Source organism: Desulfitobacterium hafniense DCB-2 (assembly GCF_000021925.1).
Lineage (GTDB): Bacteria > Bacillota > Desulfitobacteriia > Desulfitobacteriales > Desulfitobacteriaceae > Desulfitobacterium > Desulfitobacterium hafniense.
Window position 1 is genome coordinate 4,476,345 of the sequence record NC_011830.1, and the last position, 12,225, is coordinate 4,488,569.

The 12,225-nt window shown below is 43.2% G+C and carries 12 protein-coding genes; 2 read left to right on the plus strand and 10 right to left on the minus strand.

Features of this window, described 5'->3' with window-relative positions; translation table 11 throughout:
* Positions 1–32: 32 nt before the first annotated feature.
* A complete protein-coding gene (locus DHAF_RS21100) occupies positions 33–611 on the plus strand; it encodes a Crp/Fnr family transcriptional regulator (protein WP_011460820.1) in 579 nt (192 codons plus the stop codon).
* Positions 612–690: 79 nt separating this feature from the next.
* Here the strand turns inward: DHAF_RS21100 and nrfD are convergent, their stop codons facing one another.
* The 3 genes from nrfD to DHAF_RS21115 are packed head-to-tail and all read right to left on the minus strand — an operon-like array spanning position 691 to position 4,956.
* Entirely contained in the window at positions 691–1,851 is a 1,161-nt protein-coding gene (nrfD, locus tag DHAF_RS21105; protein WP_011460821.1) for an NrfD/PsrC family molybdoenzyme membrane anchor subunit, read from the minus strand.
* Between the two features lie 13 nt (positions 1,852–1,864).
* Positions 1,865–2,485, minus strand: coding sequence for a 4Fe-4S dicluster domain-containing protein (locus DHAF_RS21110; protein ID WP_041272016.1), 621 nt, complete (start codon positions 2,483–2,485; stop codon positions 1,865–1,867).
* Positions 2,486–2,499: 14 nt separating this feature from the next.
* Positions 2,500–4,956 (minus strand): molybdopterin-dependent oxidoreductase, encoded by a 2,457-nt coding sequence (locus tag DHAF_RS21115; RefSeq protein ID WP_015945118.1) that lies wholly within the window; start codon positions 4,954–4,956, stop codon positions 2,500–2,502.
* 239 nt (positions 4,957–5,195) lie between these two features.
* On the opposite strand from DHAF_RS21115, the gene DHAF_RS21120 reads away from it, so the two are divergent.
* Entirely contained in the window at positions 5,196–5,774 is a 579-nt protein-coding gene (locus DHAF_RS21120; RefSeq protein ID WP_015945119.1) for a Crp/Fnr family transcriptional regulator, read from the plus strand.
* A gap of 261 nt (positions 5,775–6,035) precedes the next feature.
* Here the strand turns inward: DHAF_RS21120 and DHAF_RS21130 are convergent, their stop codons facing one another.
* From DHAF_RS21130 to DHAF_RS21160, 7 genes are all read right to left on the minus strand, one after another.
* Positions 6,036–6,479, minus strand: coding sequence for a MerR family transcriptional regulator (locus DHAF_RS21130; RefSeq protein ID WP_005816355.1), 444 nt, complete (start codon positions 6,477–6,479; stop codon positions 6,036–6,038).
* A 230-nt stretch (positions 6,480–6,709) separates the two neighbouring features.
* A complete protein-coding gene (locus tag DHAF_RS21135; RefSeq protein ID WP_011460825.1) occupies positions 6,710–8,053 on the minus strand; it encodes an ammonia-forming cytochrome c nitrite reductase subunit c552 in 1,344 nt (447 codons plus the stop codon).
* Between the two features lie 20 nt (positions 8,054–8,073).
* Positions 8,074–8,559, minus strand: coding sequence for a cytochrome c nitrite reductase small subunit (gene nrfH, locus DHAF_RS21140; protein WP_005816361.1), 486 nt, complete (start codon positions 8,557–8,559; stop codon positions 8,074–8,076).
* Between the two features lie 288 nt (positions 8,560–8,847).
* Positions 8,848–10,077, minus strand: coding sequence for a YibE/F family protein (locus DHAF_RS21145; RefSeq protein ID WP_005816363.1), 1,230 nt, complete (start codon positions 10,075–10,077; stop codon positions 8,848–8,850).
* A gap of 242 nt (positions 10,078–10,319) precedes the next feature.
* Positions 10,320–11,390 (minus strand): FAD-binding protein, encoded by a 1,071-nt coding sequence (locus DHAF_RS21150; protein WP_015945122.1) that lies wholly within the window; start codon positions 11,388–11,390, stop codon positions 10,320–10,322.
* 58 nt (positions 11,391–11,448) lie between these two features.
* Complete coding sequence (locus tag DHAF_RS21155) at positions 11,449–11,658, minus strand: helix-turn-helix domain-containing protein (protein WP_005816366.1); 210 nt, start codon at positions 11,656–11,658, stop codon at positions 11,449–11,451.
* Positions 11,659–11,668: 10 nt separating this feature from the next.
* Positions 11,669–12,118, minus strand: coding sequence for a DUF2975 domain-containing protein (locus tag DHAF_RS21160; RefSeq protein WP_015945123.1), 450 nt, complete (start codon positions 12,116–12,118; stop codon positions 11,669–11,671).
* Positions 12,119–12,225 lie beyond the last annotated feature (107 nt).

Sequence of the window (12,225 nt, forward strand, 5' to 3'; positions counted from 1 at the left end):
CATGTTTATCATCATGGCGGGTAGGTGTTATTATGAAAAAACAGTGCGCTGGTAACCCCTTCTGTGATGCTCTTGATCCGGAGACCCGGGCTTACCTCTGCGAGCATTCCACCCTTATTGTCCAAATGCCTAAACAAATACAATCCACGGATCAGGGCAACCCCCACCTTGAACTGATCATTAAGGGAGTTCTTTTCACCTTTAACTTGCACGAAGATGGGACTCAAGAATTTATTCATCTAATCAAAAAAGGAGATGTCCTGGGAACCCGCCAACTTTTTGAAAGCCTGAGAATCCCGGAATATAATATGATGACACTTACCGAAGTTCATAAATGCAGTATTCCCTTAAAAGTTGCGGAAACGCTTTATAAGGAAAACAGAGTGTTTGCCCAGGCTTTGATGGAAAACCTTCTCGACATGATGAATAACTTGACTCGTTGGGTAAGTATGCGCTCCAGAAATGGAACAGAAAAAGTCCAGAAGGTTTATGAATTGCTTCAGGATCTGGACACCGACATGACGATGATTACTCAAGAGGATCTCGCCCTTATCGCAGGGGTCAGCCGTATCACCGTTGCCAGAGCTATGAAAGAAATCTATAAAAAATGAGAGGTAATAATTCTCTGCGAATTATTACCTCTCATTTTTACATAGGTCAGTGCCAAGGGATGGCAGGCACAGGCAGATTTCATTGCCGGGAAGTTCTCAGGTTCAGCTTGCTCAAGCCAAGGTTCAAAAGCAGAGCACCCAGGGCCACGATTCCTAAAGAAAGCCCGTTCTCAATAAGAGATGGAACATAAGGCCCAGTGCTTCCCCCATAGACCGGAGGTCCGGGCAAGTTGAGCAGCGGATTAAATAATTGGACTTGAAGGAGATTGGATTTAACCAGATATACAGCAATCAAGGCGATAATGGCACCGGCAGCTAAGCTGCCTCGTTTAGGGGCTTTTCCCGGCATTGCCAGTATTCCAATCGCTGCAAGCAAAGCACCCAGCTCTGCCCAGAATCCCACAGCCCCTTTTCCGGCAACCAGCCAGGAAAACGCTGCATGTTCTTCACCGCTTCCCGGATAAAGCCCTATAAGCACCTCTGTTGCTACGATAATGAGTTCTACACATAACAGTGCCGCAACGACTTTCCCCATTTTTGCCAACAGGGTGGTGGGCATATGAATATACTCACTTCGATTTAAAAGACAGGCTAAAACGATCATGACCGCCAGAGCAGCCACCAAAGCCGCTATTAAAAAGGATAAGGGCTGAACAGGGGTGTTCCATAGAGGTCTTGCAACTTGGAAACAGAAAACAAAGGATGTTACCGTGACGAGAATTCCGGCAAGGAAAGCGAGCCATGCTATGGGCTTAAGGGCCTCTTCCGCTTTCTTCCCTGCTTTGACGAGGAGCAGCTGACGAGTGAAGATGACGGAAATGACCATATAGGAAGCCAGCATGATAAAATCCCAAAACATCGGGGAGGAAAAGTTCCCACTGGTGATAAAGAGCCAGGCTCTCTCCGGATTGCCGATATCGACGATGATGAACAAGGAAGCCGCTACAATACTGGCTACAGCTCCCAGGTAGGAGGCAATAGGGGTATAGGGCTTAAAAGCGTCCAGTTTAAAGAGATAGGGTACAGCAGCAAATAAAAGGCACCCTGCGGCTACTCCCGTAAAAATCATAAAGCCCACGATATAAAGCCCCCACATATTATGAGTGCCTAGATTTGTCACTTGCAAACCTTTGCTCAGTTGCAGCCCCCAGCACACGACGCCAAAGACAGCGAAAGAGGCAAAGATAAGGTTCCACAGATTAAGTACACCTGATTTTTTCGTATTGGTTACAACAGCCATGGTTACACCCCCCTTAAGTTAAATAATAGACATGCGGCCTGGTACCTTTTTCTTCGAGCAAGTGGAAGTAGGTACGGCCTTGGATCGCCTTGCTGACTTCGCTTTCCGGGTCATCAATATCGCCGAAATAACGGGCCCGTCCAATGCATAATTCCATACAGGCCGGTTTCTTCCCTTCCGCTAATCGGTGAACACAGAAGGTACATTTGGATACGGTATTGTATTGGTGCGGAGTGATGTTGGCATCCCCTACGGCAAAATCCACATGGTATTCAGGTTTCTTCCAGTTGAATTGACGAACTCCGCTGTAGGGGCAAGCCACCATGCAGTAACGACAGCCGATGCATTGATCATAATCCTGGATGACGACTCCATCTTCTTCCCGTTGATAGGTGGCTCCCACAGGGCAGGCTTTCACACAGGCCGGATTAGCGCAGTGCTGACAATTGACCGGCAGATACTCCAAGGTATTGTTCGGGAAGGTCCCGGCAGCTGTATCCATAGCTTCCCCGCCTACCGTAAGGATGCGGTTCCACCAAATTTCATTGGGCAGATTGTTGGCCATTTTACATGCTACAGAGCAGGTGTGACAGCCTACGCAGCGTTTTAAATCGATTGCCATGGCATAACGCATCATTTTCTCCTCCTTTATAGCTTTTCAATGGCAACTAAGACATCAAAAAAGGCACTATTGGCACAGACTTTATTCACCACCCGCGAACTTAGATCAGCAAAATGTCCTTCTCTGAATTGGTGTTTTTCCCAACCCTTTGGTGCTGTAAGGACCCCTTGGGGCAATCCATCATTGATTGCCGCTTTCATGACGACATGGCCCCGGTCGTTATAGATTTTAACTAGGTCATTGGTCTTAATACCATATTGAGCGGCATCTTCCGAACTGATCTTCAGGATAGGTTCAGGATCAAGCTCCAGCAATGCCGGCACATCCCACCATTGGGTATGGGTGCGGAAACGGACATGATCGGAAATAATCGTAAAGGGATATTTTTTAGTCAAGGGGTTCTCATGCCATACCTCATTAGGTGGCTCCCAATAGGGCAGGCGTTCTTTTTCTATATCCCACTGTTGATCATAATTCATATTGGGGGCGGGATTTTCCACATAGAACTGGGCACGGCCCGTAGGCGTACCAAACACACCATTTTCACCGTTAATATAAAGGTCACCAGGCAGGCACTTAAGAATTTTCTTTTCCCTAAGAGCCTCCAGAGTGATCCCTAATCTCCTGGCTTCGTCGTTATCAAGCCATAAGTTCAGGTATTCCATCTCAGTCAGATTAAACTGCTCCCCATAACCCAACTTTTGGGCGATGAGTTTATTGATTTCAAAATCCGCTTTGCATTCATAGAGAGGATCAATGGCCTTTTCCTGAAAAATCACATAGGGATGAGTGCTGTAATTGCAGAAAGCCTCCTCTTGCTCAAACCAATGGGATACCGGCAGCAAGATATCAGCATACTGGGCAGTTTCATTCATATTCATATCCGCTACGGCGATGAATTCCATTTTATTGAGCCAGTCCAAGGTATATTTTCTCTCTGCGCTATTGGCAACCACATTGGCATTGGTAATATAGATGCCTTTCACGTTAACATCCTTATTGCCATACTTATGCTCATTCATGACAGAGTCCATTTGCGTGGCTGACATGGTCAGGGATGGACCTGTGGCACCAGCGGGGAAAAGAGTGCCTGCCAGGTTCGTAAAATTAATTCCCAAGGTTTCGCCCATGCCACAGGCAGCTCCGGATTTACCCAAATTTCCTGTAATCATAGCAAGTGCGTAAATATCAAAGATGCTGTAGTGTCCGTTGACATAGTGATCAATACCAAAATACTGATAAATTGTCGAAGGCTTGTTGGTGGCGTAAATTTTGGTGATTTCTTCAATTTGGCTGACGGAAAGATTGCAGATCTCCGCGGCTTTCTCCGGGGGATATTCCGCGATACGCTGAAGAAGCAAGGTATAGGCGGTATTGACTTTATGTCCGTTGATTTCAAAGGACCCTTCAATCACCGGATCAGTAATCTCTTGGGGAAGTCCCATCTTTCCCTCGGCACTGCGCACGACAATATCATCCCTTTGGCCTTCAGCGAGGAGGCCTAAATCGCTAAGGCGCAAATAGTGACCATCAGCTTCTTTAACCAGGAAGGGGGCTACAGTAGAGGCCTTCAAAAAGGGAACATCAATCCAGTTTTCTCTTACCACGATATTCATCATCCCCAAAGCCAATGCTCCGTCTGTGCCAGGGCGCACCGGGACGAACTTATCCGCCTTGGAGGCAGTAATATTGTAGATCGGATCAATAACAATGAACGTTGTTCCGTTTTCCTTAGCTTCCATCAAAAAATGAGTACTTTGCTGCTGGGAAATGACCGGATTAGCACCCCAGCAGAGGATAGTTTTAGCATTCTTAAGGTCGGCCAGTTCATTAAGGGTGAAGTTCGGCCCCCACCCAAGGGCGTTACCCGCGCTATGACCATGAGCGGCATCGACCGTCATTGAGATATTGGATGCCCCCGTCACATTAAGCAATCGACTGGTAGTACACCCCATCCCTTGACCGCTCAAAACTCCGTAATTGCCTGAACCCCAGTAAATCGCAAAAGCTTCTTTGCCATACTCTCTTTGATATTCTTGCCACTTATCCGCTATCGTTGTTACGGCTTCGTCCCAACTGATACGCTCCCATTGACCGGCACCGCGCTCGCCGATCCGCTTCATCGGGTATTTTAAGCGGTCTTTATGGTAGATTCTTTGCATATGGGTTAACCCCTTAACACAGATCCGGTTATAGTCTGGGTTGGGCATTTCCCTCATAGAAGTACGCACCACTTTGCCACCACGTACATGAATGTTTAAAAAACATCCTCCCGCACAGTTACCCCGACAAGCTCCACTAAAAACCGCTTCGCCAGAGCTGGCTATAGTATCGCTCTTCTCACCTTCGGCTAAAGCGGTCATGGCAGGACCCCAAGGATTGGTTGTTGCAGCGCCTACCACCACCGCTGTGGCAGCAGATGCCTTCACAAAGGTTCGTCGCGATAGCTTTGCATTCAATAGGGAACTTTCCTTTGCTTCCATGTCTTTACCTCCTGTTTTTCTGCACCAACTTGAACTTTTTATCACTTATGATTTGATTGTATCAGTCACTCTTGTCATGAATCGATATCAATTGATACAGGTTTAATATCCAATGCTGCAAAAATGTTGTATCATTTGATACTGTCCAAAAAAGAGTAGTTTGATATAATAAGCCATGATTCTAGTTATATGTTTCACATGACAAAGCAATTTATATGTCCCGGGGTAGGTGTATGTTCATGAAAGAGTGTGCCGGCAATCCTTTTTGCCGCTCCCTGAGACCAAAACTGCGTGAGGCACTCTGTGCCAAGGCTACACTCACTTATCAAAAAGCCAAGCAAACCCAAATGATCAACTCTGTCAATGCCAATTTTGAGATTATCGTTAAGGGGATCGAGTTTTCCTTTACTGTCTTGGAAGATGGCTCCCAAGAGGGGATTCAGCTGCTTAAAAGCGGGGATATTCTCGGGACACATCTTTTATTCGAACGTCTTCCTTTTCCGGTTACCCATCTGCTTGCTCTTACAGATGTAACCCGCTGTAATTTTCCCATCTATTTTATTGAAGATTTCTTTCACGACAATAGAGATTTTGCTCAGGCTCTTATGAAGAATCTCACTCTGGATCACGCCGCCAATCTATCGAATTGGGTGCATATGCATTCTAAAAATGGACCCGAGAAAGTTGCCTATGTCTATAAAAAACTGCAAAAGCTTGATGTGGACATGAATTCCATAACTCAAGAAGATCTGGCCTTAATTGCAGGAGTCAGCCGAATTACTGTTGCCCGGTCCATGAAAGATATCTACAGAAAGTGACTAAGGATCACCTCAAATAAACATGAATATAAAAAGAGAACCATGGTCTGGTTCTCAAAAAGAGGGAAAATAGAGAATGCCCTTTTTAAATAAGGCAGGATCAGGGCAAGCATTGCAATTTATTAGGTTACTTCAACAGTTCCATCTCTCCATTCTTGTCCTTGAACAAGTTGAAATCGAGGCCGTTCTATAAATACTATCATTTATATAAATTCAATTATTATATTGAAGTTTTAGACAAAAAAAGACCTGCTCTTCAGCCTATTTGCAATCTGAAGAGCTAGCGCAAGTCTTTAACATTTCACAAGTACTGCAAAGCTCACTTTTATCACTAGCTATAAAACAATAAGTCCCTTCAATTTTCCAGCAAGGTTTGGATTCATTAATAGGTATGGTGCTGCTTCTCATCCCGCCACCTTTACAATTGCGGTTGTACCAGCAGGAATACATAGAAGTGATCTGCTTAACCCCAGCGATGTTCAATCCTTTTTCATTCATAAGATACTTAATAAATTTTAAACGCAAGAGGTCGTTATTGGAATATTTTCTTTGGTACTTATCCCGATTAGGGTGAATTAAACCATTTCTCTCCCATACTCTTAGAGTTTCAGGATGCTCCTCGATTAGCTCGGCTACGGTACCAATGCTGTAAAGGCCCTTTTCTTCATCCAGCAAAATTATCACCACCTTTGACGGCCTTAACATTTAATTGACGATGATTTTAGAGTATCAATATCTTTATCTATCTAGATTGTAAACCTTTTAGCCGAAAATCTCAATATTCTTATTTAAGTTTTCCTCAAGCATTAATAATCACGCTTAATTATAATAACAATTGCGTAACTATTCAACCGCAAAAAGCAAACAAAAAAAACCTTCGCTATCATATTTCGGATAGCGAAGGTCCTTTTAAAAGAGGTATCAGGTGATTTTGCTTATGACTTAGGGGCGTTTTCCTTGTCATGTAACACTTTCATGGTTTCTGTGTTGGTTTTGGGAGCCTCTACATCCCATTTAGGAGCTGCGACACCGGTTATAGACTCGGTAGCCTTATTGATAGCCTGATAAGCATAGTCCATGGAGGTATTCAGGGTTTCCATGATTAACTGAGGATTATGGAAGCCCATGGAGTTTTCTGCTCCAACCCAATCCACCAGGAATTGACCTTTACGCTGCAAGGCACGGGCTTCTTTAAGAGCATCTTGGTTTCCACCTTTAGCGTCGGCTTCAGCAATGGCTTCAAGTGCTTCTACAGTGACATTCCCTACTTTAGCCATCATATCGGCAACTTTGTCCTGAGTATAGAATACTCTTTCTTTAAGCGCTTCCTCCCCTTCTCTATGGCAAGTCAGGCAGCTCTCATTCATATGCTTAAGAGGGCTGGTCCACCAGTGCGAGGAGATCTTTTCGCCGCCGTTCATAGTGTAAGGCATATGGCAGTCTGCACAGGATAAACCGGCTTCGGCGTGGGTACTGCCCATAAAGGTTTCATATTCAGGATGCTGAGCCTTGATTTCGCGCACACCGGCTTTCGCATGTGTCCAGTCGGAGAAATCTTTTTCTTCATAATATTCCAGGACGTCAGTGGGGGTAAGGCCCTTATCCCAAGGGAAGGTGACAATTTTCTTATCGCCAGCGAAATAGTATTCAACATGGCATTGTGCACACACCATGGTGCGAAGTTCTTGAGTGGTCAACTTGTCCGGATCTTTGCCCAAGCGGGTGAGAGTATCCCGCAAGGGTGGCTGGGTAATGACCAAATTCATAGTCTGAGGATCATGACAATTGGCGCAAGTAATGCCTTCTGTCATTTTACCCTTCAGATCATGGAAATTAGCTCCATAATAGGCATCGCCCATCTCTTCGACAACACCGGCTACATTAGCCGATTTGCAGGTCCAGCAAGATGCAATGCTTTTTTCATTAATTCGTTTGATTTTGGTGACATCTTCAATGGTGTAGTTATGGCCACGATCTTCATTGTATTCAATAGCAAATCCATAACCGGCGAAAATCTCTTTTAAAAAGGGCCACTGGGTCAGCTTATCAAATTCTTCGGAACCGCCATATTTGCTGCCTTCATTGGACATTTCTGCAGTTTTCATGAATGTATCGTATTGTTTAGGATAATACTTGGCGTACTCGTCGACAGATAAGGTTCCAGGAGCGATTTCAGCCCGAAAAGCAACGGGCTGCGAGGTTTTCGATGAGCAGCCAACGGCAACTATGCTGATGATCATTGCAGCCAGCAATCCTATGAGTATTTTACCTTTTCTCACAATCTTACCTTCCTTTCTTTCTATCGATAGTTGCTATGAGGGGTATAGCGGTGACAATCAAAACATCGTCGGCTGGAATCCATATTGACATTCCTTACCACGTCCTCATGGCATCTTAAGCAGTTATCCTGCACCAGCTCCGTACTCCCATCTTTAATGCGAATACTGTCGGGCAGATCACTGAAGGTATTGTGGTAAAGGTGTTGAACCCCTGCCGTAATCTTGGTATAGCTCTTGGTTACATAATTGGTTTGATCCGTATGACAATCGTTACAACCGGCTATTTCCCGGTGGGATGAATGGCTCCAAGTTCCATAAACAGGTTCCATAACATGACAAGAGACACAATAACTTGAATCTTTTGTTAAGGCATGCACTCCTTGTACTCCAATAATAAGTATGGCGAACAATCCTATAAAAAGGCCTACGATGAGATACAGTTTAGGGATTTTTTTCCTTCTTCCGCCTGGGACACCGGTTTTTTCTTGCTCCACTCCGCTATTCATATCTTACCTCCTTTCCCAAATCTCCCATGGTGTCCTATTTCGCCTGGACCTATTCATTAAAATTATAAGAAATATAAGCTTGTAAACCAATTAACAAATTCATCACAATTTATTAACATATTCTTAACAACTGGAATCGCTCCCAAATTCTGCGTTTATTCCCGAAATAAGATCAATTTACGACTTAAGTTATGGCATGGTAACTGAAAAACACAACAATCCGAACCCTGGTCAGGTCAGATTGTTGTGTTTAGAGGTCATTTTTTATTTCTGATTGGCTCATAAATCCTATTCGATTTTAACACTTGGTTCATCATGAATCCGTTCACTGTTTTCTTTATATATTATCGCACAGATAAAGGAAGTGAGGGGCATGGCAAACAAGATCCCAAAGCTGCCTACCAGCGCCTGCAGAATTTCTACAACAATCATTTCCCGGTTCAGGAGATATATTAAAGATGTACTGTACGCGCTGAGCAGCAATACAATGGAAAGAGAACTTCCTATGTAGGCAAGAATAAGGGTATTGGCCATCGTTCCCATGACGTCCCGTCCGATATTCATTCCCGATCTGAATAAAGTATTGAAAGAAGTAGCTCCTGACTTTTCTTTCACTTCCCAAAGAGATGATGATATTGACATTGAAACGTCCATTATTGCACCTAAAGCACCGATGAGGATTGCCGCAAAAATAATGGCCTTTAAATCTATGGGCGTCCCGGTTGATATATAGGTCAAATAAATGGATTCCTCATCTACATATCCTGTTAACTCAAGAACCCTATTGACAATAATGGTTAATATTCCGGATACAAGGATTCCGCCAAAGCAGCCCAGAATGGCTGTGAGGGTTTTTTTGTTAAACCCATTGATAATCAGATAGGTGGCAACAATCGTATACAAGCAGATCACTATGGCTGATAAATAAATATTCTTCCCGGAAAGAATGGCTGGAATGAACACCATAAAAATGGCGGCACAGGTAAAAACAAGGGAAAGTATGGTGTTCAGCCCTTTGATACCGCCGAACACTAACAACGCGAGGATAAAAAGAAGGCCGAAAATGAGAAGTTTATCCGTTCTGACAAATTCCATGAACTGCCATTCCATTTCCGGCTGACCTTCATAAGCGACAAGCAAAACCTTGTCGCCCTGCTCAACTTCCGGTGTGCCTATATTAAGCATGCCGTCGATGATCTGAGTCCCCGTTACCCTTTCCCCTTTTTCTTCGCCATCGAGCAGAGTTGCTTCAAAGGTCACCTGAACATTTTTAACCATGGTGGTATCACCGGCAAGGCTGTAATCGTCTGAGATTCTGTCCGTAATCGCTTCAATCTTTGCCTTGACAACCGTCTCACCGAAATCGTCACCGTTGAAAACGGTTAACCCTTTAGTCGCAACACTATTGCCGATAAAAAGAAATAATACAGAAAAGATAATCGTCGCTATGTAAATCAGCAGCTCTAATTTGCTTTTCTTTTGTATAACTCTCCCTTTTCGTACTTCTCTTCTATCCATGATACACCTCAATTTCTTGTGAATAAGTTGGAATTCTCTTCTCTCTTCTTTACAGTTTAAGTTTACCCGTTCTTGGCCAAACTGTCTATTTTAATGAATTTTCTTAATAACGCCGTGCCCATATCTAAAATGATACTTTTGATCCTACAGGCAAGAACAGGGTATTCCGTCTGAAACGACGGAATACCCTGTTCTTCTGATACATAAAACCAATCCTGTAACCATCAATTTACTGATTGGGCTTACTCTGTCCTATCAATACTTTGCAGACCTGATTTCATAGCCAACTGTCTGAGCAATGGATTATACATAGCCGGGGATTTTAAATTTTTAAGCAGCAGATTTAATTTGATACCCTTTACCTTAAGTTTATATCTATCCAGAAATCCATCGATTCCCTCTTCAAGACTCTGAGCTAAATATGCAGAGCTCTTTAATGCGTAGCTGATTCCTTCTGCAGAGCTGGGGCTAATCCCACCTGCCGCTTCTCCCACCAGGGCTATGCTATCCCTGCCGGCATAAAACTGTGATACCTTTTTCGGCCTATAGAGATATGCGCCCTCTGTCCTTATTTTGTTATCAAAATTAAAGCCCCGCTGGGTTAGTTTTGTTTTTAACAGTTCATACTTTTCCCTGGCCTTCTCCTTAGGTTTAAGGGCCGAACCTAATAACAGATAATTCTCCTTTGGTATGATCCAAGAGTAAAAATCACTTATTTCTTCATCAAAAATTGCTGTAAAATAGGGGACATGATGGGGACATTCATACCATTCCTGAATTGCAATGTACTTTTCAGGACCATTGATATCTTGATTAAGAAACCTTCTTAACTTTGAAAAGGCCCCATCAGCACCTATAATAACTCTTGTCTTTGCCGATATTTCTTGTCCATTATGAATATACTTAACCTCATATCCGCCCGGTATTTCAACAAAGTCTTTAAAAACTGCATTAAACTTTTTATCAACTTTTTTCGGAAGTATAGAAACCAACCATCTATCAAATTTCTCCCTATCCATATTCAGATAGAATCTCTGATAGAGTCTCTCCAGGTTATTTGTTAAATCAATGGTTCTTACAGCAAAAAGCTGCGGATTAACCAGAATATCTTTAGGTATTCCTAAGCCCAGCTTTGCAATCATTTTCTGGGCATCAGGGGCTAATAATCCTCCGCAGCATTTTCCGGCAAGATTGTGGGGATTCTCATTGGCCAAATCCCGTTTATCTATTAATAAAACCTTATATTTGTCACCAATTAACCGCGCAAGACTAGACCCTGCCGGTCCCGCCCCTATTATAAGAACATCATACATTGCATCTACCTCATAAGTTTTTAATAATGAAATCTTAAACCAACCTTCAGCAGATAAGTTAACTATCCTTTCTATATTCCAGAATATCACCCGGTTGACATTCCAAGGCTTTACATATTGCTTCCAAAGTTGAAAACCTTATGGCTTTTGCCTTGCCATTTTTCAATATAGAAAGATTCGCCATGGTTATACCAACCTTCTCTGTAAGCTCTGTTACACTCATTTTTCTTTTCGCCAACATGACATCAATATTGATTACAATCGCCATATTATTCACCTCAGACAGTTAAATCATTTTCAGATTTTATGTCTATAGCTTCTTTTAAAAGCCTTTGCAGAACGGCAGCAAAGACTGCAATCACAGAAGCACCGAAAATAATGATGCAGGGGAATGCTGCCAGGCCCGGGGCGTCGTCTGCCTCAGCTAGGGGTATTAGGAGAGGCAGGATTGCAGCATAGATAATACTGATCGTGATGGCACAGTTCTTTATATTTTTTAAAGCAGATACGGATAGTTCCGAGAACGCTTTGTTCTGATCAATATAGCTTAAAAGTTTTAAAGCCTGATACAGAGCAAAGAAGAACACTACCGCTGCCGCATACACACCGATTAAAACAAGATTAGGCAAATAATCTGCAAGTGAAGGCAACCAGAATATACACAGAGCCAGAACCGGAATTCCAATAAGGAGCACAGCTATCTTTAAAAAAAGTGTTGTTCCTTTCATACTATAAGCACCTCACAAGTTAGTTCCAGCTTTAATCTAACACAGCATTTATCGTTTTGCAATAAATTTATATTGCATCTCAAGATATGAAATAAGGTATTGGCACT

What these genes read in the sequence shown, in the direction of transcription:
- DHAF_RS21100 (WP_011460820.1), top strand. Translation starts at nt 33, where the DNA reads ATGAAAAAACAGTGCGCTGGTAACCCCTTCTGTGATGCTCTTGATCCG.
- nrfD (WP_011460821.1), bottom strand. Translation starts at nt 1,851, where the DNA reads ATGGCTGTTGTAACCAATACGAAAAAATCAGGTGTACTTAATCTGTGG.
- DHAF_RS21110 (WP_041272016.1), bottom strand. Translation starts at nt 2,485, where the DNA reads ATGCGTTATGCCATGGCAATCGATTTAAAACGCTGCGTAGGCTGTCAC.
- DHAF_RS21115 (WP_015945118.1), bottom strand. Translation starts at nt 4,956, where the DNA reads ATGGAAGCAAAGGAAAGTTCCCTATTGAATGCAAAGCTATCGCGACGA.
- DHAF_RS21120 (WP_015945119.1), top strand. Translation starts at nt 5,196, where the DNA reads ATGAAAGAGTGTGCCGGCAATCCTTTTTGCCGCTCCCTGAGACCAAAA.
- DHAF_RS21130 (WP_005816355.1), bottom strand. Translation starts at nt 6,479, where the DNA reads ATGTTAAGGCCGTCAAAGGTGGTGATAATTTTGCTGGATGAAGAAAAG.
- nrfH (WP_005816361.1), bottom strand. Translation starts at nt 8,559, where the DNA reads ATGAATAGCGGAGTGGAGCAAGAAAAAACCGGTGTCCCAGGCGGAAGA.
- DHAF_RS21145 (WP_005816363.1), bottom strand. Translation starts at nt 10,077, where the DNA reads ATGGATAGAAGAGAAGTACGAAAAGGGAGAGTTATACAAAAGAAAAGC.
- DHAF_RS21150 (WP_015945122.1), bottom strand. Translation starts at nt 11,390, where the DNA reads ATGTATGATGTTCTTATAATAGGGGCGGGACCGGCAGGGTCTAGTCTT.
- DHAF_RS21155 (WP_005816366.1), bottom strand. Translation starts at nt 11,658, where the DNA reads ATGGCGATTGTAATCAATATTGATGTCATGTTGGCGAAAAGAAAAATG.
- DHAF_RS21160 (WP_015945123.1), bottom strand. Translation starts at nt 12,118, where the DNA reads ATGAAAGGAACAACACTTTTTTTAAAGATAGCTGTGCTCCTTATTGGA.